Annotated in this window: 24 protein-coding genes and 1 pseudogene; 17 read left to right on the top strand and 8 right to left on the bottom strand. The window is 64.5% G+C overall.

What is annotated here, in order from left to right:
- The first annotated feature begins 61 nt into the window (after window positions 1-61).
- Window positions 62-2,716, top strand: coding sequence for a helix-turn-helix transcriptional regulator (locus NKI41_RS11320; protein WP_352683005.1), 2,655 nt, complete (start codon window positions 62-64; stop codon window positions 2,714-2,716).
- A 148-nt stretch (window positions 2,717-2,864) separates the two neighbouring features.
- On the opposite strand, the gene secA is transcribed toward NKI41_RS11320, so the two are convergent.
- Window positions 2,865-5,597 (bottom strand): preprotein translocase subunit SecA, encoded by a 2,733-nt coding sequence (gene secA / locus NKI41_RS11315; RefSeq protein ID WP_352683003.1) that lies wholly within the window; start codon window positions 5,595-5,597, stop codon window positions 2,865-2,867.
- A gap of 252 nt (window positions 5,598-5,849) precedes the next feature.
- Between secA and NKI41_RS11310 the strand changes: the two genes are divergently transcribed.
- Window positions 5,850-6,767, top strand: a complete 918-nt coding sequence (locus NKI41_RS11310; protein WP_352456658.1) for a peptidylprolyl isomerase — start codon at window positions 5,850-5,852, stop codon at window positions 6,765-6,767.
- A gap of 43 nt (window positions 6,768-6,810) precedes the next feature.
- Here the strand turns inward: NKI41_RS11310 and NKI41_RS11305 are convergent, their stop codons facing one another.
- Entirely contained in the window at window positions 6,811-7,467 is a 657-nt protein-coding gene (locus NKI41_RS11305) for a TetR/AcrR family transcriptional regulator (RefSeq protein ID WP_352683001.1), read from the bottom strand.
- 200 nt (window positions 7,468-7,667) lie between these two features.
- Between NKI41_RS11305 and NKI41_RS11300 the strand changes: the two genes are divergently transcribed.
- Window positions 7,668-7,811, top strand: coding sequence for a putative antibiotic biosynthesis monooxygenase (locus tag NKI41_RS11300; protein WP_352682998.1), 144 nt, complete (start codon window positions 7,668-7,670; stop codon window positions 7,809-7,811).
- 3 nt (window positions 7,812-7,814) lie between these two features.
- Here the strand turns inward: NKI41_RS11300 and NKI41_RS11295 are convergent, their stop codons facing one another.
- Window positions 7,815-9,041: a caspase family protein gene (locus tag NKI41_RS11295; RefSeq protein WP_352682996.1), complete on the bottom strand. Its 1,227-nt coding sequence runs from the start codon at window positions 9,039-9,041 to the stop codon at window positions 7,815-7,817.
- A 179-nt stretch (window positions 9,042-9,220) separates the two neighbouring features.
- Here NKI41_RS11295 and argJ point away from each other — a divergent pair, with 179 nt between their 5' ends.
- The 5 genes from argJ (at window position 9,221) to NKI41_RS11270 (ending at window position 12,399) form a co-directional block, all read left to right on the top strand.
- Window positions 9,221-10,462 carry a bifunctional glutamate N-acetyltransferase/amino-acid acetyltransferase ArgJ gene (gene argJ, locus NKI41_RS11290; protein ID WP_352682994.1) on the top strand — a complete coding sequence of 414 codons (1,242 nt, stop codon included), beginning with the start codon at window positions 9,221-9,223 and terminating at the stop codon, window positions 10,460-10,462.
- The gene (locus NKI41_RS11285) at window positions 10,462-11,241 is read left to right on the top strand and encodes a GNAT family N-acetyltransferase (protein ID WP_352682992.1); all 780 of its coding nucleotides are present in this window, start codon (window positions 10,462-10,464) and stop codon (window positions 11,239-11,241) included. The genes argJ and NKI41_RS11285 overlap by 1 nt, the downstream gene beginning before the upstream one ends.
- Window positions 11,238-11,660 carry a (deoxy)nucleoside triphosphate pyrophosphohydrolase gene (locus NKI41_RS11280; RefSeq protein WP_023677979.1) on the top strand — a complete coding sequence of 141 codons (423 nt, stop codon included), beginning with the start codon at window positions 11,238-11,240 and terminating at the stop codon, window positions 11,658-11,660. Before NKI41_RS11285 ends, NKI41_RS11280 begins: the two co-directional genes overlap by 4 nt.
- A gap of 127 nt (window positions 11,661-11,787) precedes the next feature.
- On the top strand, window positions 11,788-12,093 hold the full coding sequence (locus tag NKI41_RS11275) for a hypothetical protein (protein WP_023677980.1): 306 nt from the start codon (window positions 11,788-11,790) through the stop codon (window positions 12,091-12,093).
- A gap of 126 nt (window positions 12,094-12,219) precedes the next feature.
- Window positions 12,220-12,399 (top strand): Flp family type IVb pilin, encoded by a 180-nt coding sequence (locus NKI41_RS11270; protein ID WP_023677981.1) that lies wholly within the window; start codon window positions 12,220-12,222, stop codon window positions 12,397-12,399.
- A 50-nt stretch (window positions 12,400-12,449) separates the two neighbouring features.
- Here NKI41_RS11270 and NKI41_RS11265 read toward each other — a convergent pair whose 3' ends face one another.
- Window positions 12,450-13,322: a methyltransferase domain-containing protein gene (locus tag NKI41_RS11265; RefSeq protein WP_352453067.1), complete on the bottom strand. Its 873-nt coding sequence runs from the start codon at window positions 13,320-13,322 to the stop codon at window positions 12,450-12,452.
- 54 nt (window positions 13,323-13,376) lie between these two features.
- On the opposite strand from NKI41_RS11265, the gene NKI41_RS11260 reads away from it, so the two are divergent.
- Genes NKI41_RS11260 through NKI41_RS11240 form a run of 5 tightly spaced genes read left to right on the top strand, consistent with a single transcriptional unit; the run spans window position 13,377 to window position 16,478 of the window.
- Entirely contained in the window at window positions 13,377-14,177 is an 801-nt protein-coding gene (locus NKI41_RS11260; protein ID WP_352682990.1) for a ComF family protein, read from the top strand.
- Window positions 14,178-14,205: 28 nt separating this feature from the next.
- The gene (gene grxC, locus NKI41_RS11255; protein WP_352491813.1) at window positions 14,206-14,475 is read left to right on the top strand and encodes a glutaredoxin 3; all 270 of its coding nucleotides are present in this window, start codon (window positions 14,206-14,208) and stop codon (window positions 14,473-14,475) included.
- Between the two features lie 10 nt (window positions 14,476-14,485).
- Window positions 14,486-15,352 (top strand): carbon-nitrogen hydrolase family protein, encoded by an 867-nt coding sequence (locus NKI41_RS11250; protein ID WP_352621689.1) that lies wholly within the window; start codon window positions 14,486-14,488, stop codon window positions 15,350-15,352.
- Window positions 15,349-15,774: a DUF1178 family protein gene (locus tag NKI41_RS11245; protein ID WP_352471325.1), complete on the top strand. Its 426-nt coding sequence runs from the start codon at window positions 15,349-15,351 to the stop codon at window positions 15,772-15,774. Before NKI41_RS11250 ends, NKI41_RS11245 begins: the two co-directional genes overlap by 4 nt.
- 8 nt (window positions 15,775-15,782) lie before the next feature.
- Entirely contained in the window at window positions 15,783-16,478 is a 696-nt protein-coding gene (locus NKI41_RS11240) for a hypothetical protein (protein WP_352682988.1), read from the top strand.
- 77 nt (window positions 16,479-16,555) lie between these two features.
- On the opposite strand, the gene NKI41_RS11235 is transcribed toward NKI41_RS11240, so the two are convergent.
- A complete protein-coding gene (locus tag NKI41_RS11235) occupies window positions 16,556-17,338 on the bottom strand; it encodes an SDR family NAD(P)-dependent oxidoreductase (RefSeq protein ID WP_352682986.1) in 783 nt (260 codons plus the stop codon).
- A 152-nt stretch (window positions 17,339-17,490) separates the two neighbouring features.
- Here NKI41_RS11235 and NKI41_RS11230 point away from each other — a divergent pair, with 152 nt between their 5' ends.
- Together NKI41_RS11230 and NKI41_RS11225 are read left to right on the top strand one after the other, a co-directional pair.
- Window positions 17,491-18,711 (top strand): helix-turn-helix domain-containing protein, encoded by a 1,221-nt coding sequence (locus tag NKI41_RS11230; RefSeq protein ID WP_352682984.1) that lies wholly within the window; start codon window positions 17,491-17,493, stop codon window positions 18,709-18,711.
- Window positions 18,712-18,720: 9 nt separating this feature from the next.
- Entirely contained in the window at window positions 18,721-19,374 is a 654-nt protein-coding gene (locus tag NKI41_RS11225) for a Vgb family protein (RefSeq protein WP_352471321.1), read from the top strand.
- A 54-nt stretch (window positions 19,375-19,428) separates the two neighbouring features.
- Here NKI41_RS11225 and NKI41_RS11220 read toward each other — a convergent pair.
- Window positions 19,429-20,923: pseudogene (locus tag NKI41_RS11220) on the bottom strand (FAD-dependent monooxygenase).
- 69 nt (window positions 20,924-20,992) lie between these two features.
- Window positions 20,993-21,478: a MarR family winged helix-turn-helix transcriptional regulator gene (locus NKI41_RS11215; protein WP_352682982.1), complete on the bottom strand. Its 486-nt coding sequence runs from the start codon at window positions 21,476-21,478 to the stop codon at window positions 20,993-20,995.
- Between the two features lie 101 nt (window positions 21,479-21,579).
- Between NKI41_RS11215 and NKI41_RS11210 the strand changes: the two genes are divergently transcribed.
- Window positions 21,580-22,470 (top strand): DMT family transporter, encoded by an 891-nt coding sequence (locus tag NKI41_RS11210; protein ID WP_352503215.1) that lies wholly within the window; start codon window positions 21,580-21,582, stop codon window positions 22,468-22,470.
- Window positions 22,471-22,489: 19 nt separating this feature from the next.
- Here the strand turns inward: NKI41_RS11210 and ubiG are convergent, their stop codons facing one another.
- Window positions 22,490-23,239 carry a bifunctional 2-polyprenyl-6-hydroxyphenol methylase/3-demethylubiquinol 3-O-methyltransferase UbiG gene (gene ubiG, locus NKI41_RS11205; protein ID WP_352682980.1) on the bottom strand — a complete coding sequence of 250 codons (750 nt, stop codon included), beginning with the start codon at window positions 23,237-23,239 and terminating at the stop codon, window positions 22,490-22,492.
- 214 nt (window positions 23,240-23,453) lie between these two features.
- On the opposite strand from ubiG, the gene NKI41_RS11200 reads away from it, so the two are divergent.
- The gene (locus NKI41_RS11200) at window positions 23,454-24,023 is read left to right on the top strand and encodes a putative glycolipid-binding domain-containing protein (protein WP_352682978.1); all 570 of its coding nucleotides are present in this window, start codon (window positions 23,454-23,456) and stop codon (window positions 24,021-24,023) included.
- Window positions 24,024-24,092 lie beyond the last annotated feature (69 nt).

Here is a 24,092-nt window from a genome sequence, read left to right as displayed (position 1 = left end):
GAGCCTTTCCCCATTTTTGGCGGGACGATTCCCTATGTTGGCAGCGTTATGAGCGGGGGATATGTTGGCGGGTCCATCGCGGGTCCGCCTTTTCGGCGAACTCGATCTGCGTGAGCGAATGATGCTTCTGGAACGGCAGAAACAGCTGGAGCGACTCGACGGGCTGCTGGCCGATGCCGGGCGCGGCCGTGGCTGCGTCGCGGTGCTTGCTGGCGAGGCCGGGGCCGGCAAGACCGCGCTTGTCGAGGCCTTCATCGACCGGACTGCGCAAGCCACGCGCATATTCCGCAGCGCCTGCGAGGATCTGTCGATACCCGATCCGCTCGGGCCGCTTTACGATCTGGCGCGGGACGCGCAATGGGCGCTGCCGCAGGCGATCGATCATCGGCAGGGACAGAGGCTGCCGCTGTTTTCGGATGCGCTCGACATCTTCGAGACAAAGGCGCAGCCGACCCTGCTGGTGATCGAGGACTTGCACTGGGCCGATGATGCGACGCTCGATTTCGTCCGCTTTCTCGGCCGGCGCATTGCCAACAGGCATCTCTTGCTGCTGCTGACGGCGCGCACCGATCGCAGCGAGGGACAGATGCGGGTGCGCCGCGCGCTCGGCGAGATACCGGCAGGCAGCGTCGCGCGCATCGACGTGCCGCTGCTCAGCGAGTCGGCGGTGCTGTCGCTGGCCGAGGCGGCGGGGCGTGATGGCGACGCCATCTACCGGGCGACGGCGGGCAACGCCTTTTTCGTCACCGAACTGTTGTGCAGCGGATGCGAGGAAAAAACGGCGCTGCCGGCAAGCGTGCGCGACGCGGTTCTGGCGCGCGCCGAGCGCCTGTCGGCCGGCGCCCGCGCGATGCTCGACGCGGTGTCGGTGTTCCCACGGCGGGCCGACGCCTGGGCGTTGCAGGGCCTGTGCGGCGTCGCCAGCGCCGGCCAGCTTGCCGAATGCGTCACCAATGGCCTGTTGGAGGATCAGGGCGACGGCTATGCGTTCCGGCACGAGATCGCCCGCCGCGCCATCGAGGCGATGCTGACGACGAGCCACCGGCGGCAGTTCAACCAGCGCGCCCTGGCCGCCCTTCTCGAAAACAGTGAGGTCTCCACCGGCCGCCTGGTGCATCACGCGGTGGAGGCGCACAATCTGCAGGCAGTGCGCGAACTGGCCCCGGTTGCGGCGCGCGAGGCCTCCCGCGTCGGCGCCCATCGCGATGCGGCCGGCTTCTATGAAGCCGTGTTGCGGCAGGCCGACAGCCTGCCGGTGGAGGAGCGCACGGCGCTCCATGAGAAATATGCCTTCGAGTGCCACCTCATCGGCAAGATCGACGAGGCCATCGCCGCGCAGAACCAGGCGCGCCGGCTGCATCAAGCCCAGGGGAATACGGCGAAGGAAGGGGATTGCCTCAGATGGCTGTCGCGCTTTGCCTACCTGCTTGGCGACCGCATGGCTGCCGATGCCCTTGGCGAGCAGGCGGTTCAGCTGCTTGAGACCGCGCCGGCCGGGCCGGAGCTCGCCATGGCCTATTCCAACCTCTCGCAACTGGCGATGCTGGCCGAAAGGCTCGACGACACGCTGCGGCTCGGCAACAAGGCGATTGCGCTCGCCGAACAACTGAACCGGCCCGACATCGTCTGCCACGCGCTCAACAATGTCGGCAGCGCCGAGCAGTGGCTGGATCTGGCAAACGGACGGCTGCACCTTGCCCGCAGCCTGGAGATCGCGCTGGAGCAGAATTTTCAGGAACATGCGGCGCGCGCCTTCACCAACAGCGCCTGCAGCGAGATGAACCAGCTCGGCTTCGCTGAGGCGCGGTCGTTCCTCGATCGCGGCATCAACTATTGCGTCGAAAACGATCTCGTCACCTGGCGCGACTATATGCGCGGCGTGCTGGCCCAGTTGCTGCTGCGCCAGGGGCAATGGGAAGAGGCTGCCGGCGAGGCGCTCGAGGTGATCGCCAACGACCAGGCGACGATGCTGGTCCGCTATCCCGCCGTGGTCGCCCTGGCAAAGCTGCGGATACGGCGCGGCGACCCGTCCGCCGAGCCGCTTTTTGCCGAGATGACGCAGTTCCTGGACAAGGGATTGGAATTGCAGCGGCTGGCGCCCTATGCGGCGCTGATGGCCGAACGGGCGTGGCTCGGCCAGGCTGACAAGGATGAGGCGCTCGGCCTGATCGCACTGGCTGAGAGCTTGTCGACAACGCGGGCGGGTTTCGGCGAGCTGGCGACGTGGCGGCAGAAGCTGGCGCCGGACATGGATCCAGGCGACACCATCGGCATGGCCGCGCCCTACCGGCTGCTGCTCGCCGGCGACTGGCAGGCGGCGGCAGAACTATGGGCCGAGATGAACGCGCCCTACGAACGCGGGCTGGCGTTGGCAGAGGGCGACGAGACCGCGCAGCGCCTGGCGCTGGAGATTTTCGAAAGCCTCGGCGCCAGGCCGGTCGCCGTTCACCTGCGCGACATCATGCGCCGCAACGGCGTCAACGGCATCGCAAGGGGGCCGCGCCAAACCACGCGCGCCAATCGCGCCGGCCTGACCCAGCGCCAGATGGAGGTGCTGCAACTGATCGAGCGCGGCTTTTCCAACAAGCGGATCGCCGAGCACCTGACCATCTCGCCGAAGACGGTCGATCACCACGTCTCGGCGGTTCTGGGCAAGCTGGACGCGGTTTCGCGGGGTGAGGCGACGGCCGCGGCGCGCGATTCGGGGTTGATTTGAGCCTGTCTTCTTCGGGTCGCGATCCTTCGCGCCCCCCTCTGGCCTGCCGGCCATCTCCCCCTCAGGTGGGGAGATTGGCTAATCGCAAACGCTGGCTCTGCCCTTCGGGCACCTACTCCCCGTGAACGGGGCGAAGGAAAGCAGTGCCTTACGCAAACGCCCCATGACAATGCTTGTATTTTTTCCCTGACCCGCACGGGCAAGCCTCGTTGCGGCCGACCTTGCCCCAGGTGGCCGGGTTCTTCGGGTCGCGGTCTTCGGGGGCGACGACGGCGTTGGTCTCCTGGCGGACCAGCACGGCCGTCTCGCCACCTTCGAAATCGTCCTCGCCGGTGAAGCCGTCGATGTGGCTGCCGAACATGTCGGGGGCCTCGGGCGGCGGCGCATCGGCCGCCTGGCGGACCAGCTCGACGCGCATCAATTGCGCGGTGACGGCCTGGCGCAGATTGCCCAGCATCGCCTGGAACAGCTCGAACGCTTCGCCCTTGTACTCCTGCAGCGGATCGCGCTGCGCATAGCCGCGGAAGCCGACGACCGAGCGCAGATGGTCGAGATTGACGATGTGCTCGCGCCACAGATGATCGAGCGTCTGCAGCACCACGGAGCGTTCGACATAGGTCATCACGTCGGGACCGAAGCGCTCGGCGCGTTCCTTGGCGGCGGCCTCGGCGGCCTGGCTGACGCGCTCGCGGATGTCGTCCTCGGCGATGCCTTCTTCCTTGACCCAGTCCTCGACCGGCAGATCGAGATTGAGGAATTCGGCGATCTCGGCCTTGAGCCCGGCGACGTTCCACTGCTCGGCATAGGCGTTTTCGGGAATGTTCTTGGCGACGATCTCCTCGATGACGCCTTCGCGCATCTCTGTGATGGTCTCGGACAGGCCCTCGCCGTCCATCAGCTCGATGCGCTGCTCGAACACCACCTTGCGCTGGTCGTTCGAGACGTCATCGTATTTCAAGAGGTTCTTGCGGATGTCGAAGTTGCGCGCCTCGACCTTCTTCTGCGCCTTTTCCAGCGCCTTGTTGATCCACGGATGGATGATCGCCTCGTCTTCCTTGAGGCCGAGCTTCTGCAGCATGCCGTCCATGCGCTCGGAACCGAAGATGCGCATCAAATCGTCCTGCAGCGACAGGAAGAATTTCGACCGGCCGGGATCGCCCTGGCGGCCCGAGCGGCCGCGCAACTGGTTGTCGATGCGGCGCGATTCATGGCGTTCGGTGGCCAGCACGTAGAGGCCGCCGGCGGCGAGCGCCTTTTCCTTCAGCCGGGCGATGTCGTCGCGGATTTCCTTTTCCCTGGCTTCGCGCTCGGGGCCGGCCGGCATGTCGCCAAGCTCCTCGGCGATGCGCATGTCGGCATTGCCGCCGAGCTGGATGTCGGTGCCGCGGCCGGCCATGTTGGTGGCGATGGTGATGGCGCCGGGCTTGCCGGCCTGGGCGACGATCGCCGCCTCGCGCTCGTGGTGGCGGGCGTTCAGCACCTCGAAATCCTTGAAACCTTCCTTGCGCAGGCGTTCGGCCAGCTGCTCGGACTTCTCGATGGAAGTCGTGCCGACCAGCGTCGGCTGGCCCTTGGCGCGGGCTTCCTTGATCTCCTTGACGATCGCCTTGTATTTCTCCTCGACCGTCCGGTAGACCTCGTCGTCTTCGTCAATGCGGATGACCGGTAGGTTGGTCGGGATCTCGGTGACGTCGAGATTGTAGATGTTGGCGAATTCCTCGGCCTCGGTCAGCGCCGTGCCGGTCATGCCGGCGAGCTTCTTGTAGAGGCGGAAATAGTTCTGGAAGGTGACCGAGGCGAGCGTCTGGTTCTCCGGCTGGATCGCCACATGCTCCTTGGCTTCGAGCGCCTGGTGGAGGCCCTCCGAATAACGGCGGCCGGGCATCATGCGGCCGGTGAACTCGTCGATGATGACGATCTCGCCGTTGCGCACGATATAGTCCTTGTCCCGCTGGAACAGCCGGTGCGCCTTCAGCGCGTTGTTGACGTGGTGGACGATGGCGACGTTCTCGACGTCGTAGAGCGCCTCGCCCTTGAGCAGACCCGCATCGCGCAGCATGTTCTCCAGCTTCTCGGTGCCTTCCTCGGTGAAGATCGAGGTCTTCTGCTTCTCGTCGATCTCGTAGTCCTGCGGCTGCAGCTGGATGATGAAGGTATCGATGGTGTTGTACATTTCCGAACGGTCCTCGAGCGGACCGGAAATGATCAGCGGCGTGCGCGCTTCGTCGACCAGGATGGAATCGACCTCGTCGACGATGGCATAGCTGTGGCCGCGCTGCACCATCTGGGCGCGCTCGTATTTCATGTTGTCGCGCAGATAGTCGAAGCCGAGCTCGTTGTTGGTGGCGTAGGTGACGTCGGCGGCGTAGGCGACGCGGCGCTCCTCGTCGGACAGGCCATGGACGATGACGCCGACCTTGAGGCCGAGGAATTTGTAGACGCGGCCCATCCATTCGGAGTCGCGCGTGGCCAGGTAGTCGTTGACGGTGACGACATGCACGCCGTTGCCGGCGAGCGCATTGAGGTAGACCGGCAACGTCGCCACCAGCGTCTTGCCTTCGCCGGTGCGCATCTCGGCGATGCCGCCATTGTGCAGCACCATGCCGCCGATCAGCTGCACGTCGAACGGCCGCATGCCGAGCACGCGGCGGGCGGCCTCACGCACGGTGGCGAAGGCCGGCACCAGGAGGTCGTCGAGACTGGCGCCGTTGGCGATGTCCTGGCGGAATTTGTCCGTGCGGGCCTGAAGCTCGGCGTCGGAAAGCGCCCGCATCTCGTTTTCCATGGCATTGATCGCCTCGACGCGCGGCCGGGTCGATTTGACCCGACGATCGTTGGAGGAGCCGAAAACCTTACGGGCGAGACCGCCGAGACTGACCATCCAATGGCCCTTTCGATAGCATTCCAAGTCGTTGCGACAGGCGCCGGCTGGCCCCATCAACTCCACGTGAACGCGGACAAACGCAAAAAGCGCCCGGAAAACGGTTCTGGACGCAAAGTCGTTGGACAGATAAGAGGGGGCTCATTCGATGTCAACGCCGCGCTCGCCCTGTCGACCGCGCCAAATTCCGCCACAATCTTGCTGGTCTGGAAGCCATTCCGCTCTAGCTACCCCGCTTTGGAGATAATCGTAATGTCAGTATTGTTCCGCCGCGCGTCGCTCGCCAGCCTTGGTCTGGCATTCGGGCTATCGGCCCTCTCGCTGTCGCCGCTGATGGCACAGGAGGCCGCCCCTGCCCAGCCGGCAGCACCCGCTCCGGCGGCCAAGCCGGTCGATCCGAACGCCGTGGTCGCCACCATCAACGGCCAGACGCTGACCGAGGCAGACCTTGGGCTTGCCGAGGGCGAGCTGTCACAGCAGTTCGCGCAGCTTCCGCCCGAGCAGCGCCGCGCCGCGGCGCTGTCGGCGGCGATCGAAATCCGCGTGATGGCGGCTCAGGCGGTGACCACCGGCCTCGACAAGGATCCCGACTTCCAGCGCCGCATGGCCTTCCTGCAGCAGCGCGCGCTGCATGGCGAAATGGTCGAGAAGGGCGTCGTCGACAAGGTTACCGATGCCGAGGTCCGCGCCCGCTACGACCAGGAAATCGCCAACACGCCGCCCACCAACGAGGTGCACGCCCGTCACATCCTCGTGAAGACGAAGGAAGAGGCAGACGCCATCATCAAGCAGCTCGACGGCGGCGCCGACTTCCAGAAGCTTGCCAACGAGCACACCAGCGATCCGAGCGGCAAGACCAGCGGCGGCGATCTCGGCTGGTTCGGACCTGGCCAGATGGTGCCGGAATTCGACAAGGCGGTGTTTGCGCTGGCGGTCGGCAAATATACCGACCAGCCGGTGCAGTCGCAGTTCGGCTGGCACGTCATCAAGGTCGAGGACAAGCGCACCAAGCAGCCGCCGGCGTTCGACCAGGTCAAGGACCAGGCGCGCCAGGCGGTCATCCGCGACAAGTATTTCGCGCTGGTCAAGTCGCTGCGCGCCAACGCCAAGGTCGACATCCCCGATGCGAACCTGAAGAAGACGGTCGACGCGCTGGAAAGCGCCAAATAGGCCAGATTGGGCTACGACAGGGCGCGCTGCCGCCCTGTCGCTTCTATTTGGCAGGGCGAGCGATGATGCGTCGACGCCGCCGCCGGATCGGCGCGGCGTCGCCGGCATCGTCAGCGACTATGCCTTTCAAGACATAGCCGACCGCCCTGCGCAGCGTCGCTTCGTCCTCGTCCAGGCGGTTCGTCAGAAGATGCGTCCAGGCGAACGAGGCAATCAGGTCGGCGACGACAATGGCATCGACGTCGGCAGCTATTTCTCCCCTTGCCTTGGCGCGTTCGACCATCTGGCCGGTGTGGACACGACGCCCTCTTGCGTATTCGGCGAGAGCGGCGGCGGCTTTTTCGTCCGACTGCGCCTCGGCAATCAGCGATCTGAACACGCTGCCCGACGACGTGTCGCGCCAATGCGCGAACAAGCTCTTCAGGAAGCCGACGAGATCCTCCGCAAGGTTCCCGGTATCGGGATTGTCGACGCGCTTTTGCCGCTGGTAAACGTCGAGCAGCAAGGCGGCCTTGCTTGGCCACCAGCGATAGATCGTCGGTTTTCCGGCGCGTGCGCGGCGCGCCACCGCCTCGATCGAGAAGCCGGAATAGCCAGCTTCGACCAGTACCGCCTCGGCGGCATCGAGAATCGCATCGGCGCTTTCCGGGCTGCGCCGTGCGCCAGCCGACTTGCGCCCGGGATCGGTGATTTCGCCCATCTCTTCTTCCTTACCCGCGATTTCGCAGCCATCATATACAACTCTTGACGAAACGGAACGATCCGTTTTATATGTAACGGAACGTTCCGTAACGATAAGGAGAGTTTGATGAACTCGACCGCCGTGACCCGCTTTTCGCGCCTGCGCTTCGCCCTGCTTGTGCTGCTCGGCGTGTATCGCTGATCACTGCCATTCTGTATGTGGTTTTTCCGCTGACGCAGGAATGGCAAATCTGGCAGCGTACGCTGGTCATCGCGCCGCTGATGGTCTCGATCATGATCTGGGGACTGATTCCGGGCGTGCAGCGGGCGTTTCGCGGGTTCATCAACCCGGCGGTCCGCTGATGTTCATTCCAGCGCTTGCGACGTTTCCGACGCAACGCGCCACGCGCCATCGGCCAGCACGAGTTCCAGCGTCACCCGCGCCTTGCCGGTCAGGCACTGCGCCGATTTGTCTTTCGGCACATAGTCGTAGCGCATGGCGAAAACCACGTCGGCACGGTCCTTGCCGTGCGGCGTCACCTCAAGGCTGCCGGGCTCGAGACCGAACGACCACGATGCCCATTGCGCGAACCAGTCGGTCTTGACCTTGACGATCGCCTCGCTGTCGTAGCGCGTGCCGTAGATGATGGCCGACGAGCCGTAGAGCCGCTTGACGGTTTCGCGCATTCTCCTGGCATCAGGCGCCAGATAGTTTTCGCGCAAGAATTTTTCGATGGCACCCTCGTCGCCGACGGAGCGTTCGAGCGCAGCCACCTGCGACGCGGGAGCCGGGCTGACGGCCGGTTTCGGTTGCTGGGCAGTGTCTCCGCCCGGAACGAATTCGAAACGCTCGAGCAGCGACCCCTGCTCCCAGGGACGCTGCGCCTCGCGCGTTGCCGAAACGACGTCGCGGCGCACCGCAATCATCATGTCGTTGATGCTCTGTCCGGGTTCCGCCATATGCCGCAAAAGTGCCGCCGCAAACGGCGAGTTGCGTCCCGTCCCGTCCATTGCGACGGCGCCGGGCGCAGTCGAGAAGGCGATGAATGAGCCGCGTGTCGACTCGAACTGGGCAAGACCGGCGAGAGCCGTCGCCGAGCGCGTCGTGGCGCTGCGGCTGAGACTTCGGGCAAACGGGTTGTTGCGGCAGGCATCGAGGAAGACCAGGCTGACCTTGGTCTGCTGCTCCATGATGTCGAGAACCTCGTCGATCGGCACCGCCTCGAGCTGCAGCTTGACCGGCATGTCCAGCCGGGCGTCGACCGGCACGATGAAGTTGCGCCCGTCGACCTGCAGGCCGTGGCCGGCATAGTAGAACAGCCCGGCACCGGCACCCTGCAGCGCATCGGAGAATTCGCCGATCTTGCGTTCGAGCTCGCGCTTGCCGAGATCGTTGCCTTCGATCACCTCGAAACCGATGGCGCGCAGCTTGTCGGCGATGTCGAGCGCATCGTTGACGGGATTGGCCAGCGTGCCGGCTTCGGCGTAGCTGCCGTTGCCGACCACAAGCGCCACGCGCCGCGCCGTCTGCGCATCGGCGCGCAGCAGCAGAAAGCCCAGAAACGCCAGTGCCAAGACCACAAGCCTGCCCATGGGGCAGGATCATAGCGCTATCGGTCGCAGCGACGCCAACAAATTTGCAACAGCCTGCTTGCTGCATGAGGCGGTGTCAGGCTTCCGGCACCCGTAACGGCTGTGAAACGCCTTGCGCCAGCGCGTGCTATCGGGCAAACCGGCGTTCCTTTCGCGATTTTTCCCGCCCGGGGTCTTCCATGTCCACACAGGTTTCGCCGCTCGCGCCGAAGAAATATGCCAAGATGCCGGCCATCGAGGGCGTGCGCATCGCCACCGCCGAGGCCGGCATAAAATACAAGAACCGCACCGACTTGCTGGCCATGGTGTTCGACGCCGGCACCACCGTCGCCGGCGTGTTCACCAGGTCGAAATGCCCGTCGGCGCCGGTTGATTTCTGCCGGCAGAACCTCGTGGCTGGCAAAGCACGCGTGCTGGTCGTCAATTCCGGCAATGCCAATGCCTTTACCGGCCAGAAGGGCCGCGCCTCGACGGCACTCACGGGCGAGGTGGCGGCGAAGGCGGCCGGCTGCACAGCGGGCGAGGTGTTCCTGGCCTCGACCGGCGTCATCGGCGAACCGCTCGACGCCAGCAAGTTCAGCCATCTGCTGGCCGGTCTGGTCAAGGACGGCAAGCCGGAATTGTGGACCGAAGCCGCCAAGGCGATCATGACCACCGACACCTATCCCAAACTGGCGACCGCGACGGTCAAGCTCGGCGATGCCGACGTCACCATCAACGGTATCGCCAAGGGTGCCGGGATGATCGCGCCCGACATGGCGACGATGCTTTCCTTCATCGCCACCGATGCGCCGATCGCAGCATCCGTGCTGCAGGACCTCCTGTCGCGCGGCACGGCCAAGACCTTCAACGCGGTTACCGTCGACAGTGACACCTCGACCAGCGACACGCTGCTGATGTTCGCCACGGGTGCTGCCGCCAGGCGCGGCGCGCCGGCAATTTCCGACCCCAAGGATGCGCGCCTCGGCGCCTTCCGCCGTGCCCTCGGCAAGGTGCTGAAATCGCTGGCACTGCAGGTGGTGCGCGACGGCGAGGGCGCCCGCAAGCAGGTCGAGGTCACCGTCACCGGGGCCAAATCGGCCCGCTCGGCCAAGCGCATCGCGCTGTCGATCGCCAATTCGCCGCTGGTCAAGACGGCAGTCGCCGGCGAGGACGCCAATTGGGGCCGCGTCGTCATGGCCGTCGGCAAGGCCGGCGAACCGGCCGACCGCGACCTTCTGTCGATCTGGTTCGGCGACAACCGCCTGGCCTATCAGGGCGAGCGCGACGCCGCCTATTCCGAGGAGGCGACTTCGGCGTATATGAAGCGCGACGAGATCCGCATCCGCGCCGATATCGGCATCGGCCGCGGCAAGGCGACGGTGTGGACCTGCGATCTCACCAAGGAATATGTCGCCATAAACGGCGATTATCGGAGCTGATGGCGTTGGCTTCCAGACATCCGGCAAGCGTGTTGGCGATCGTGCGCCGCTATGAGGCGGCCGGCTTTCGCGCCTGGCCGGCGGCCGCCGTCCATTATGACGGCACCTGGGTGGTTCGGCTGACGGCCGGCCACCCGGCCAAGCGGCTGAACTCGGTCAATCCGCTCGATCCGGGCGACATCCAGCACATTGCCGAGCGCATCGGTCGCGCCAGCCGCCGCTTCGACGCCTATGGCAGGCCGCTGACCTTTCGCATCTCGCCGCTGTCGGGGCCGGATCTTTCGAAGTACCTCGACGGCGAGGGCTGGAGCATATTCGCGGAGTCGCTGGTCATGCGGCTGCCGCTGGCGGACGCCGCGCTCGACGACGCCATGGACCAGATTCCGTTGAAGGACATCAGCCGTTTCATCGGCGCGGCGCTCAAGGTGAGCGGCTCGGATGTGTCGCTGCGGCCAGGCCTGTCGGAGATCATCGGCGCCATCCAGCCGGAGGCCGGGCTGTTTGCGCTGGAGGCCGGCAGCGAACCGCTGGCAACGTTGATCTGCGTGCATGACGGCGACCTTGCCGGCCTGTTCGAGATCGCCACCGACAGGTCGGTGCGCAACCAGGGCCATGGCCGCCATCTCATCCGGTCGGCGCTGAAATGGGCGCGGCTGCGCGGGGCGCGGGAAGCCTGGCTGCAGGTCGAGGCGGACAACGCGCCGGCGCTGGCGCTCTACCGTTCGCTCGGATTCGACGAAGTCTATCGCTATCGCTATCGCCGGCCACCCGGCGCATGAGCGGCTTGGATACGATCGGCAAACGCCTGCTCCTGGTCGCGGCCTGCGCGCTGGTCGATGCCGACGGGCGCGTGCTTTTGGCGCAGCGGCCCGAAGGCAAGCAACTCGCCGGCCTGTGGGAGTTTCCGGGCGGCAAGGTCGAGCCCGGTGAGACGCCGGAACAATGCCTGATCCGCGAATTGTACGAGGAGATCGGCATCGAAACCGACATCCCTTGCCTGGCGCCACTCACCTTCGCCAGCCATTCCTACGATGATTTTCACCTGCTGATGCCGCTGTTCGTCTGCCGTCGGTTCCGCGGCATTGCCCAGCCGAAGGAAGGCCAGGTGCTGAAATGGGTGCGGCCGCGCCAGATGCGCGATTTTCCAATGCCGCCGGCCGATGCCCCGCTGATCCAGTTCCTCATCGATCTGCTGTAACGGCCGACCTGCCGTAAATCGGGCAGCGCCGCAACGCGCCGGCAGCAGCGTTAATGAAAGATTTATCTGACCGTGAAAAATTGACGCTAGGCGGTCACGCCGATTCCACCGCTGGGGAGCGATTTGCATGAGCCTTGAAAAGGACTGGGACTCGCCTTGGCCCGACCGCCTTCCTGGCGCCGCCAATGCCGGCATGGGAATATTGCGCATCGCCCTCTTGTTCGGCTCGGCCGCGGTGGCTCTGGCCTTGATCGCGACACCCTATCTCGACAGCCGGACCCGCTCGCAGTTTGCCCGCGACGGGCTTGATACGATGAGCACCGGCTCGATCGGCCAGCGCGACAGCTATACGCTACGCAAGAGCGTGCTGCAGCCGCTGCCCAGTTCGGTCTGCGTTATACGGGCCGATGGCAGAAGCAGCGGCGACTGCTGACCCCTCAACAGATCTCCAGGATTCGGCTGGTTCCTAGAATGCAGCTGGTTCACCGCGCGTTAAGCCTGTCGCATTAACCTTTCTTAACGGGTCGGCGCTAGGTTCGGGCAAGAGGGATAGGCGCCCATGAAAATGTTGCTGCAACGATTTTTAGAAGACGAGAGGGGTGCGACGGCTATCGAATATGGTTTGATCGTCGCCGTTCTGTCGCTTGCCATTGTCGCTGGTATTGGCCAGGCTGCCGGCGCCATCCAGTGGTTGTTCAGCGATAACAGCAGCAAGCTTGCCAACGCTTTTGCACAGTGACCTGCTTAGCTTTTGCGTGGGATACGCTTAGCTTTTGCGCAAGGATGCGCTCAGGGGCCGCCGGGGTTTTCCAGGATTGTCTTCAGCGATATTTTTGCGGAGCCCGGCTTCAGCGGCTTTTGCTGAGAGGCATCGGGCGCCCAGCCTGACATCCAGACCACCGAGAAACTCGCCCTGACGCGGCCATCGGCATCCGAAAACCGCTCCGCATAGATTTCGGCGGCGCGCGCGAACAGCGCTCGCGTGCCCGGCCGCCTGCTGCGGTCGACAAGCGCGCTGGTCTCGCCCATGGCGCGCAGGTCGGCGACCAGGCCAAATAGCGAATCGTAGCGCACCGTGATCGTCTCGACGTCGGCAACCGGCAGTGCCAGGCCGGCGCGCTGCAGCAGCGCGCCGGCGTCGCGGACGTCGGTGAACGGGATCACACGCGGGCTGGCGCCGCCATAGAGCTCGGTCTCGGCGGCAAGCAGGCTTTCGCGCAGTTCGGAGAGCGTGCCTGTGCCGGCGAAGGCGCCGAGGAAAAGCCCGTCCGGCTTCAGCGCCCGGCGGACCTGCACCAGCATGCCGGGAATGTCGTTCATCGCCTGCAGCGACAGCAGCGAGACTGCGAGGTCGAGGCTTTCCGGCTCGAATGGCACGGTTTCCAACGGCGCCAACAGTCCTGGCTGGCCACCCAGGAAAGCGGCGTCGGCCTCGACGCGCACGTTTTCCGTCACCTTGCCGCTTTCGGCGAGCACCTCTGCTGCAGCCGGCGTCTGGCAAAACAATGAGGCCGCCTTGCCGAACCTGCGTTCGACGGCGCCGAGCCGGTCGGCAAGATCCTCGGCCGCCCGCCGCATGAGGAAATCCGCGCCGGCGATGGGACGGGTCAGTGCCCGGCGCTTGCGCGCCAGCCAGAGCGAGGTGTCAATTACAGGCTGCAATGGGCAGGTCCTTGTGCTTCGCTCTCTGATATAGTGATGCGGAGGACCAACCACGTGGCCGATCCCATGCCAGAGATCAAGCGTATTGCGATCAAGAGCATTGCCCGCAAGGCAGTGGGCTGGCCAGCGCGCCTCTTGTTCCCGCCGGTCTGTGCCGGCTGCCGCCGCCATGTCTCGCAGCCCGGCGTGTTGTGCGGCGCCTGCTGGCCGAAACTCAGGTTGCTGGAACGGCCATGGTGCCCGGTGATGGGCACGCCGTTCACCCACAGTATGGGTGAAGGGTTCCTTTCGGCGGAGGCGATAGCCGACCCGCCGCCGTTCGAGCGCGCGCGGGCGGCGGTTGCCTATTCCGGCGTTGCCCGCCAGATGGTGCAAGGGCTGAAATACCAGGACCGCACCGATCTGGCGCCGTGGATGGCGCGCTGGATGCTTCGCGCCGGTGCCGAGCTCATCGCCGAGGCCGATGTGGTCGTGCCGGTGCCGCTGCACTGGCGGCGTTTCTTCAGGCGGCAGTTCAACCAGTCGGCGGAACTGGCGCGGGCGGTGGCGCAGCTCGGGGAGCGGCCTTTCGCGCCATCAGCCATCAGGCGCGTCAAACTCACGCGCCAGCAGGTCGGGCTGGAGCGGCGGGAACGCGAGGAAAATGTTCGCGCCGCATTCAAAGTGCCTGATGACGCGGAGATCGAAATCGCCGGCCGCCGGGTGCTGCTGATCGACGATGTCTACACCACCGGCGCCACCGTCCGCGCGGTCGCCAAGGCGTTGAAGAAGGGCGGTGCCGGCGCGGTCGACGTACTGACCTTCGCGCGTGTGCTGCCGGGGGACTTTCGGGCCGACGAATCGGCGCCTATATAGCCTAGGAACGAGGCAGGATTGCTGACCGATGGTCGATGTGACGATCTACACGCGGATGATGTGCGGCTATTGCACCGCGGCCAAGCGGCTGCTCGACAGGAAGGGTGTGACCTACACCGAGCACGACGCCTCCTTCTCGCCGGAGCTGCGTCAGGAGATGATCTCCCGCGCTCACGGCCGTTCCACCTTTCCGCAGATATTCATCGGCGACACGCATGTCGGCGGCTCTGACGATCTCCACGAATTGGAGGCGGAAGGACGGCTGGACAAATTGCTCGCCAACGGCTCGGCCAGATAAGGACATGACGATGGGTGGTTTCAAGGCGGCGGCGATCCAGATGCGTTCGGGAACCAGCCCGGAGCGCAATGCGGTCGATCTGGAACGGCTGGTGCGCGAGGCGGCAGGCCTTGGCGCGACCTATATCCAGACGCCGGAAATGACCGGCGCGCTGATCCGCGACAGCCAAGCGCGGGCCGCCTCGTTCACCTCCGAAGACAAGGACATCGTCGTCTCGACGTCGCGGCGGCTGGCCAAGGAGCTCGGCATTTTCCTGCATATCGGCTCGACCGCCATTCTGCGCGCCGACGGCAAGCTTGCCAACCGCGCCCTTCTGTTCGGGCCGGACGGCGCCAGGATTGCCACCTACGACAAGATCCACATGTTCGACGTCGATCTCGACAATGGCGAGAGCTGGCGCGAATCCGCCGCCTATGAGCCTGGCACCGAGGCCGTCGTCGCCGAAGTCAATGGCGCGAAGCTCGGCTTTGCCGTCTGCTACGATCTGCGCTTTCCGCAGCTGTTCCGTGCCGAGGCGCTGGCCGGCGCCGATCTGCTTTCGGTGCCCGCCGCCTTCACCCGCCAGACCGGCGAAGCGCATTGGCACGTGCTGCTCAGGGCGCGCGCCATCGAGAACGGCGCCTATGTGGTTGCCGCCGCGCAAGGCGGCGTGCACGAGGACGGCCGCGAAACCTACGGCCATTCGCTGATCGTCGATCCCTGGGGCCGCATCGTCGCCGAAGCTGCGCATGACGAGCCGGCGGTGATCGTCGCCGAGATCGACCCGGCGCAGTCAGTCGCTGCGCGCAAGAAGATACCGAATCTCAAAAACGCACGCGATTTTGCCGTAAACGCCGGTTCGGCGGAGGCAATGCCGCTCAGGGGTGCCGCCTCTTGATCCGCTTTTCCCTGATCTGCGAACACGAGCACGAATTCGAGGCCTGGTTCCGCAGCAACGACGATTTCGACACCCAGAAGAGGCGCGGTTTCGTCGATTGCCCGGCCTGCGGCTCGCACAAGGTCGACAAGGCGCTGATGGCGCCTGCCGTCTCCACCGGGCGCAAGCGCGAAAGCATCGCGCTGGCCATGGGCGAGGCGCAGAAGCAGGCGCTGGCGCAGCTCAAGGCGCTGGCCGACAAGGTGCGCGAGAATGCCGACTATGTCGGCGACAAATTTGCCGAGGAAGCGCGCAAGATCCATTTCGGCGAAAGCGATCCGCGCGGCATCTATGGCGAGGCGACGCTGGACGAGGCCAAGAGCCTCGCCGAAGACGGCGTCGAGTTCATGCCTATTCCAAGCTTCCCCGACGACCGCAACTGAGGAAAGTCTTGCCCCATCCGGAGAAGACTGAAAAGCGGCGTGGTTCAGAGGTAGTGATCCGTGTTTTCAGCTGGTTGGCTATAAAGTCGATCGACAAGAGGACGATCGATGGGTTGCCAGTTTTCTATAATGGCGAGAGCGGCGGGAAAGATGCAGATAAGGTTGCCGCCGCGCTGCGGTTGATTCAGAAATTTGACCCTGTTCGATACAGCCGTCTGGTCCGCGATCTCAAACGGATCTGGATTACAATCAATCCAGGTGCCGCTGCGCAATTTGTGAAATCGACTTCGACTTGCGAGCTCGATCGGCGATTTGTTCTAGGCGAGCACACGCTGAGCGACCAGATCGCCAGCGCGATAGTGCATGAGGCGACGCATGCGCGTCTCCATCAGCGAGGCATTGGCTATGAGGAGGAATTGCGCCACCGGGTGGAGTGGGTTTGCATGAGACGTGAACTGGCTTTTGCGGCGAAACTGCCGGACTGGGCGAGTATTCGTCAATGGGTCGAAGCTCGACAAACGGAACCCTCGGATTTTTCCAATGTAGCGATGAATGGTCGGCAAATTGATAGCGCGCGTGATGCCTTGCTCCATCTCAATGCTCCAGGTTGGCTAGCAGACTTGATCGTCTTTTTCGCCCGGCGGCGATATCAGAGGCGTATCAGGCGACAAGAAGCTGAAGCGCATTTCGACAAGCGAAAATGATGCTCCGTTTCGCTTGTGGGGATTCGCTTCCGCCCAGAGCGGCGATGCCGCCGCCCCCTGCACAAGCGTCCGCAATTTCAGGCCGAGCAGCAAGGATGGGGCTCGCGGGCAATCGTTTCGCTGCTTCTTTCATGCCCACCACTTGACGGAGTTGCTTCCGCATAGGCTGCAAACTGGCGTTCAAGCGCCTTGACTGCACTGCTGCGCCAGCCCTCCGCCAGGAATTCCGACATGGGATCGGGGAAGATTTCCTCTTCGCCGTTCTCCACTCCGTCCAGGATCGCCCGCGCGACAGACTCCGGAGAGGCTTTCGCGATGTCCAGGCCCCGTGTCATGTCCGTGTCCACCGGGCCGGGAAGGACCCTGTGGACGCTGACACCCCGTCCGGCCAAAAGGGTGCGCAACGACTGCGACAGCGAGAACGAGGCCGCCTTCGAGATGGAGTAAGCCGGACTGAACGGCACGGCGGCAATCGAGGCCAGCGACAGAATGTTGACGATGGCTCCCCGCGACCGGGCGAGCAACGGCAGCAGAGCCTGGGTAACGTCGTACGAGCCGAAGAGGTTTACGGCGAGCTGTTGTTCGAGCACACGACGGTCGCTGAGGTCATCGATGGGCGATACGCCGGCGTTGTTGATGAGGATATCGAGAGCATCGATCTTCTCGACGGCCTCCCGGATCTGCGCAGCGTTGGTCACATCCATGGTCAGGGACGTCACACGCCGGTCCGGATGAGCCATCGGTTGGCGGGTTGCGGCATAGACGCGCTTTACGCCTCTGCTCAGGGCTTCCTCGACCAGTGCCCGACCGATGCCCCGATTGGCGCCAGTCACCAGGATGGTTGTACCTTCGATCTTCATTGCGTCTCTCCTAATGCTTATCGTTGTGTTCGAGCGTTGGCGCGCCGCAACTCAGGTTGGCTACAGTCGCCGTTGTCGATACGACTGGTTGGTGAGATGGACTTAGCGCCGGGCATCGAAGCCATGGGAGTGACAAGTGTGACGGGATTCCGATGGACTCGCTGATCACGGCCGCGGCGCATGCGCTTGCGACGGGCGATCCGCTCGGCGCCTTGAAGCGGGTTGCGCTGCGCGACGATGCGCCGGCGCTGGCGTTGCGCGGTATCGCGATGGCGCAGCTTGGCGACCTGGTTCGGGCGAAGGTTCTTCTCAAGAGGGCGGCGCGCGCATTCAGCCCTAGGGAGGCCGTGGCCCGCGCGCGGTGTATCGTCGCCGAGGCCGAGATCGCGCTCGTCTCGCGCGACCTTACCTGGCCGGCCAAGGCACTCGACGCCGCACGGGCGACGCTCGAAAAGCATGGCGACCGCGTCAACGCCGCGCATGCGCGCAACCTCGACGTTCGGCGCCTGCTGCTGATCGGCCATCTCGACGAAGCCGAGCGCAGGCTGGACGGCTTCGATCCGTCGCCGCTGCCGCCGGCATCGCGGGCCGCCCACGAGCTGGCTGTCGCCGGCATCGCCATCCGCCGCTTGCGGACCGGTCCTGCGCGCGCCGCGCTCGGGCTGGCGGCGCGGGCGGCGCGCGCGGCGGGCATCCCCGCGCTGATCGCGGAGGTGGAGAGCGCATCGCTGGTGCTGGACACGCCGGCCGCGCGCCGTGTCGCGCGTGGCGGGGAACGGCCCCTCCTGCTCGATGAAGTCGAAGCGCTCCTGGCGTCGGGGGCGCTCGTGGTGGATGCATGCCGCAATGTCGTGCGTGTCGCAGACACCGTCGTCTCGCTGGCGACCCGCCCGGTGCTGTTCGCGCTGGCCCGCGCGCTGGCCGAAGCCTGGCCGGGGGACGTGGCAAGAGCGACGCTCATTGCGCGCGCTTTCCGCGGAAAGGACGCGGACGAATCACATCGCGCACGATTGCGCGTCGAAGTCGGGCGGCTTCGCGCGGAGCTTCGGAGCTTGGCGGATGTGAGCGCGACGAAGCGGGGCTTTGCGCTGGCCCCGCGCCGCGCAGGTGAGGTCGTCGTGCTGGCGCCACCCGTCGAAGAAGAGCATGCCGCCGTGCTCGCCTTCCTCGCGGACGGCGAGTCTTGGTCGAGTTCGGCCCTGGCGATTGCGCTTGGAGCCAGTTCGCGTACCGTGCAGCGAGCGCTCGAGCAGCTCGCCCAGGCCGGCAAGGTGCAGTCGTTCGGCCGCGGACGGGCGCGTCGCTGGATGACCCCGCCGCTGACGGGTTTCCCGACAATCTTGTTACTCCCCGGCCCACTGCCGGGCTACTAGGATGGAATTATGGAACGATCCGCAGCCGAAATCCTTCGAGAATATGGACCCTTTCCGGGTGTCGACCACGTGGACGGCGTTACCTTCGACGGTGAGCATGTCTGGTTTGCCTCAGGCGACAGATTGAACGCCTTCGATCCGGCGAGCGGCAAAGTGGTGCGCTCGATCGACGTCGCGGCACACGCCGGAACGGCCTTCGACGGCCAGCACCTCTATCAGATCGCCGAGGATCGCATCCAGAAGATCGATCCGAAGAATGGCCAGGTCCTGGCGACGATCCCGGCGCCCGGCAATGGCGGTGATTCCGGGCTCGCCTGGGCCGAAGGAACACTCTGGGTCGGCCAGCATCGGGGCCGAAAGATTCATCAGGTCGATCCCGAGACAGGGGCAATCCTTCGCACCATCGTTTCCAACCGCGTCGTCACCGGCGTCAGCTGGGTCGACGGCGAGCTGTGGCATGGCACCTGGGAGGGTGAGGAGAGCGATGTCAGACGGATCGATCCTGAAACGGGAAAGGTCCTTGAGAAGCTCGATATGCCGCCGGGAACAGGCGTGTCGGGGCTCGAATCCGATGGCGGCGACCAGTTTTTCTGTGGCGGCGGAAACAGCGGCAAGATCAGAGCTGTTCGCCGGCCCAAACGAGGCTCGGCGACCAGGATCTGAGTTTTTGCCGTCCGTAGCCGTTTGACCATTCGAGCTAACTGGTTTTTGCGGTTTTTAGCCCGGTGGTCCGAACCAGGTGTTCATCGCGTCTTGAAGACCATCCTGCGTCCTGTCGCCTACCCAAGCAACATATCCGTCGGGTCGGATTAAAACTGCGGTTGGAGCGGAGACCAAACCTAGCGCAGGCAACTCCCATGGATCGTCGCATTTGGCGTAAACCAACTTGATGCGGTCTGACCAGCGGCTTGATGTCGAGGCTGCCCGGCGCGTCGAGATTCAAGAGCACTGGCCGCGCATTTTGGAGGAGCGCAAATACGCGCATGGGACCATCAGGCGTGGCCAGGTCGAGGTCGGGCATGCGGCGGCCGACCAGCGGATGCCCCTGGCCGAGGTCGTAATGGATACCAAGTCCGGACATCTCGGCAGCGATCCGTTTGCGAGGCTCCTCCATCCCAAGGAGCTCTGATACGATTTCACGCAAGGCTTCAGTGCGATCATCAGTACGTTGCAATGCGACCTGTGCCATTGTCGTACGCAACACGCGGGCCGCAACCGGATGCCGCTCGATGTGATAAGTGTCGAGCAAGCGTTCAGGCGATGTTCCTTTCACCACTTGGGCCAACTTCCAACCGAGGTTCACCGCATCCTGCACACCGATATTGAGGCCCTGTCCGCCCACCGGGGAATGCACATGGGCGGCATCGCCCGCTAGGAGAACCCGGCCCTTGCGGTAAGCCGCCGCCTGCCGCGACATGTCCGTGAACCTGGAAATCCAGGTTGGGCTATGGATTCCGTAATCTGTTCCGCATGCGGCGACGAGCGCTTCGCGGAGATCGCGCAGCGTGGGCTCGGTCGTGGCGCCGACATTCTTTTCAGTGACCATGACGCCTATGGGACCTTTATCGGCAAAGACGACCTTGCCGTCACGAATTTCGTACTCTTCCCTGCCGAAGGCATGGATGCCAAGTGCGGTGCGATGAATGCCCAGTGGCGGCTCCTCCGCCATCTCGGCCTCGGCGAGGATGCTGCTGGTCGTCGCATCCCATCCTCGAAACTCAATGCCAGCAGCTTTGCGGACCAGACTGCGGCCTCCATCACACCCGACGAGATAGCTTGCCCGCAGCGACGCACCATCGGACAGTTCGATGGTGACGCCGGCGTCGTCCTGCACGAAACACGTCAATTCACGGGCGCGATAGATCGGCACTGCCAGCTCGCTGACCCATCCAGCGAGAATGCGCTCAATGTGTTTCTGTCTCAGCGCCAGCCCGTAGTTGTGGCGGGTCGGAAAATCGCTGATGTCTAAACGCATCGCCGCGAATCCCGTGACTTGGGCTATTTGTCCTTCCGCGAGGAACCGGTCCGCGATGCCGCGCTGATCGAAAACTTCGAGAGTGCGTGAGCTCAGACCTCCAGCACGCGAACCGGCAAGCTCTTGGTTCGGGCGGCGTTCGACAATGGCTACGTCGATGCCTGCCAACGCCAACTCGCCTGCCAGGGTTAGGCCCGTCGGACCTCCTCCGGCAATCACGACTGCATGTTCTGTCATCGGCAAAGTCCCCTGGCAGTTACGACTCCCAATGCAATAATCGCAGAGTCCCAGTGGTTACCGTTTGGGTTAGCCTAGGCTCGCTATCAATTTTTCGAGCAGGCGAGCCAGCATGATCTGCTCCGGGCGTATCAGGCAGGAAAGTATCTGGTGCTCGTTGGCGACGTGAGCGGTAACCGCCTCGTCAATCAGCGCCAGACCCTTTTTAGTCAGCTGCACGACAATGCCGCGGCGATCGTCGGGGTGCGGCCCGCGCTTGATCAGGCCGGATTTCTCGAGCCGATCGAGGCGGTTGGTCATCGCGCCCGACGTCACCATCGTCGCCTCGTAGAGAGCCGTCGGCGTCAGCGCGTATGGCGGCCCGGAACGACGCAGCGTCGCCAGCACATCGAATTCTCCGGATTGCAGCCCGTAACTTGCAAACAGCGGCGCCAGCCGCTCTCGTGCGATCAGCGAGGCGGCCTCGTTCAACCGTCCGAGCACGGCCATCGGCGAGACATCGAGATCCGGCCGTTCCTTTTTCCATTGCCCGATCGCTTTTGCTGCGCGATCCATGTCTCTCACCGTTATGTATCTTGACGTGAAGAATCTTTACCTTATCTTACCTCAGCTTCTGGTGTAGGCCAAGGGCCGCGAACGGGCGACGGGACGGTGCGATGAAATTTCTCTGGGACTCGGCGCTTGGCCTTCTGGTCGTCACCGGTGGACTGCTCGGCCTGACGCTGCCGTTCGGCAAGATCGCGACGGCGGCCGGCGTGGCCGCCATGGTCTGGGCCTTCGTCATCTCGCTTGGTGCCGGCGGCGTGCTTTTGTGCGCATTGCTGCTCAACGGGAAGCGCATGCGGCTTACGCCGCACAGGCTGCGCTATTTCTTCGTCACCGCGGCCGTCTCATATGCAATCCCCAATCTGCTGATGTTTTCAGCCATTCCGCATCTGGGCGCCGGCTACAGCGGCATCATGTTCACGCTGTCGCCGGTCGTCACGCTGGTGTTCTCGATGCTGCTCGGCGTCAGGCGCCCGACCATGCTGGGCATCGTCGGCATAGTCGTCGGTTTCGTCGGCGCAGTCATGGTGGCGGTGACGCGCGGCGAAGCGGGCCAGCCGGCCGAATTTTTCTGGGTTGCGATGGGCCTGCTCATCCCGGTCAGCCTCGCCGCCGGCAACATTTACCGCACCGTCGACTGGCCCGAAGGCACCGGCCCGATCGAGCTCGCCGTCGGCAGCCACCTGGCAGCAGCCTTGATGCTGTTTGCCGGCATTCTGGTCCTGCTTGGCGGCAATGCATTCGGCTCGCTCGGCGGCGTGCCGCTGGTCGCAGCGGCACAGGTGGCATCAGCCTCGGCGATGTTCGCCTTCTTCTTCCGCCTGCAAGCGGTCGGCGGCCCGGTCTATCTCAGCCAGATCGGCTATGTCGCGGCGGCGGTCGGGCTGTTTGCCGGGACCCTCTTCCTCGGCGAGCGCTATCAACTGCTGACCTGGGCCGGTGCCGTCATCATCACCGCCGGCGTGTTCATCACCACCAAGGCGCAAAGCCAGAGGCCATAGGGGCCAGAAGGCGTAAGCTTCAGACGGATGCCTTCTCCGCCAGCACCATGTAGTTGACGTCCATGTCCTTCGAGCGCTGCCAGCGGTCGGCGAGCGGGTTGTAGGTGACGCCGGTGCGGTCGATGACGGTCAGACCGGCGCCGGCAAGCGCCTTTTCCAGTTCCTCGGGGCGCACCAGCTTGCCGAACTGGTGGGTGCCGCGTGGCAGCCAACGCAGCACATATTCGGCGCCGATGATGGCCAGGCCCAGGGCCTTCAGCGTGCGGTTGATGGTGGCGACGAACATAATGCCGCCAGGCTCGACCATCTCGCCGCATTTGGCCAGGAACAGATCGACATTGGCGACATGCTCGACCACTTCCATGTTGAGGATGACGTCGAATTTTTCGCCGGCATCGGCCAGGTCTTCCGCGGTCGTGGCGCGATAATCCACGCTCACGCCGACTTCCGCCGCATGCAGCTTGGCCACTTCGATGTTGGTGGCGGAGGCATCGGCGCCGACCACTTCGGCGCCAAGCCGCGCCATCGGCTCGCACAAAAGCCCGCCGCCGCAGCCGATGTCAAGGAAGCGCAGGCCTTCGAACGGCCGTGCCGCACGCGGATCGCGGCCGAAGCGGGCCGCCACCTGGTCGCGGACATAGGCAAGCCGGATCGGGTTGAACTTGTGCAACGGGCGGAACTTGCCGTTCGGGTTCCACCATTCGGCGGCAAGGGCGGAAAAGCGTTCCACCTCTCCGGCATCGATCGTCGATCGTCGGGGCTCTGGCATGGCGTGGTCTCCTCGGACGCTAGGAAGTCGGGCGCGAGGCTGCGAATGTCAAGGCGCGAAATTCACCGCCGGTGGTGCGATGGGCGCGATGCCTTCCGGCGCCGCCTTTTGCCGGCTGCATTTGTGTCAGCACGTGTCAGTTGATGGTGTGCCGGAAGGAAACGCCTAGGCTTTGGCGGACGAAGCAGAGACATCGGGTTCGGAGGAGTGCGCAATGATGCGAGCGGTTGCTTCCATTCTTTGGCGCCGGCTTGACCAGGAAGGCCACGACGCTTGCCTTCTGTCGGAAGCGAGTTCCGGGTGGAAGCTCAGGGGACACGCGCTTTTCGTCCAGGACGGCGAGCCGTGCAGCATCGCCTACGAGGCGGACTGCGACGCCGATTGGCATACACGATCGGCGCGCGCCGACGGCTTTCTCGGCACGCAAGAGCTGCATTACAGGATCGACCGGCTGACCGAGCGCCAATGGACGCTGAACGGCGAGCATCAAGCGGAAGTCGACGGTCTCATCGATGTCGATCTCGGCTTCACGCCCGCCACGAACCTTTTGGCGCTTCGCCGTTTTGCCCTCGATGTCGGTATGGCGACGCCCGCGCCGGCAGCCTATCTGACATTTCCCGAACTCAGGCTCGTTCGCCTCGAGCAAACCTATCAGCGCGTCGATGCTGCACATTACGCCTATGCCGCCCCGATGTTCGGCTACCACGAGACACTGGAGGTCTCGCCGCTCGGTTTCGTCCTCGACTATCCGCGCCTGTGGCAGGCCATCGTGCGGACGGGCTGAACCGCCCGCGTTGGGAGTGCAGCTGGCCGGTGTGGCTTAACGGCAAATTTACGATATTGGCGGTTTCTT

Origin of the sequence: Mesorhizobium sp. M0601, from assembly GCF_040320845.1 — a bacterium.
Lineage (GTDB): Bacteria > Pseudomonadota > Alphaproteobacteria > Rhizobiales > Rhizobiaceae > Mesorhizobium.
The sequence above is the reverse complement of the archived record's forward strand: the minus strand, read 5'-3'. Positions and strand labels throughout refer to the sequence as shown.

What these genes read in the sequence shown, in the direction of transcription:
- NKI41_RS11250 (WP_352621689.1), top strand. Translation starts at nt 14,486, where the DNA reads ATGGGTGGTTTCAAGGCGGCGGCGATCCAGATGCGTTCGGGAACCAGC.
- ubiG (WP_352682980.1), bottom strand. Translation starts at nt 23,239, where the DNA reads ATGCCAGAGCCCCGACGATCGACGATCGATGCCGGAGAGGTGGAACGC.
- NKI41_RS11270 (WP_023677981.1), top strand. Translation starts at nt 12,220, where the DNA reads ATGAAAATGTTGCTGCAACGATTTTTAGAAGACGAGAGGGGTGCGACG.
- NKI41_RS11305 (WP_352683001.1), bottom strand. Translation starts at nt 7,467, where the DNA reads ATGGGCGAAATCACCGATCCCGGGCGCAAGTCGGCTGGCGCACGGCGC.
- argJ (WP_352682994.1), top strand. Translation starts at nt 9,221, where the DNA reads ATGTCCACACAGGTTTCGCCGCTCGCGCCGAAGAAATATGCCAAGATG.
- NKI41_RS11320 (WP_352683005.1), top strand. Translation starts at nt 62, where the DNA reads ATGTTGGCGGGTCCATCGCGGGTCCGCCTTTTCGGCGAACTCGATCTG.
- grxC (WP_352491813.1), top strand. Translation starts at nt 14,206, where the DNA reads ATGGTCGATGTGACGATCTACACGCGGATGATGTGCGGCTATTGCACC.
- NKI41_RS11280 (WP_023677979.1), top strand. Translation starts at nt 11,238, where the DNA reads ATGAGCGGCTTGGATACGATCGGCAAACGCCTGCTCCTGGTCGCGGCC.
- NKI41_RS11275 (WP_023677980.1), top strand. Translation starts at nt 11,788, where the DNA reads ATGAGCCTTGAAAAGGACTGGGACTCGCCTTGGCCCGACCGCCTTCCT.
- NKI41_RS11230 (WP_352682984.1), top strand. Translation starts at nt 17,491, where the DNA reads ATGGACTCGCTGATCACGGCCGCGGCGCATGCGCTTGCGACGGGCGAT.
- NKI41_RS11215 (WP_352682982.1), bottom strand. Translation starts at nt 21,478, where the DNA reads ATGGATCGCGCAGCAAAAGCGATCGGGCAATGGAAAAAGGAACGGCCG.
- NKI41_RS11235 (WP_352682986.1), bottom strand. Translation starts at nt 17,338, where the DNA reads ATGAAGATCGAAGGTACAACCATCCTGGTGACTGGCGCCAATCGGGGC.
- NKI41_RS11210 (WP_352503215.1), top strand. Translation starts at nt 21,580, where the DNA reads ATGAAATTTCTCTGGGACTCGGCGCTTGGCCTTCTGGTCGTCACCGGT.
- secA (WP_352683003.1), bottom strand. Translation starts at nt 5,597, where the DNA reads ATGGTCAGTCTCGGCGGTCTCGCCCGTAAGGTTTTCGGCTCCTCCAAC.
- NKI41_RS11200 (WP_352682978.1), top strand. Translation starts at nt 23,454, where the DNA reads ATGATGCGAGCGGTTGCTTCCATTCTTTGGCGCCGGCTTGACCAGGAA.
- NKI41_RS11285 (WP_352682992.1), top strand. Translation starts at nt 10,462, where the DNA reads ATGGCGTTGGCTTCCAGACATCCGGCAAGCGTGTTGGCGATCGTGCGC.
- NKI41_RS11225 (WP_352471321.1), top strand. Translation starts at nt 18,721, where the DNA reads ATGGAACGATCCGCAGCCGAAATCCTTCGAGAATATGGACCCTTTCCG.
- NKI41_RS11295 (WP_352682996.1), bottom strand. Translation starts at nt 9,041, where the DNA reads ATGGGCAGGCTTGTGGTCTTGGCACTGGCGTTTCTGGGCTTTCTGCTG.
- NKI41_RS11310 (WP_352456658.1), top strand. Translation starts at nt 5,850, where the DNA reads ATGTCAGTATTGTTCCGCCGCGCGTCGCTCGCCAGCCTTGGTCTGGCA.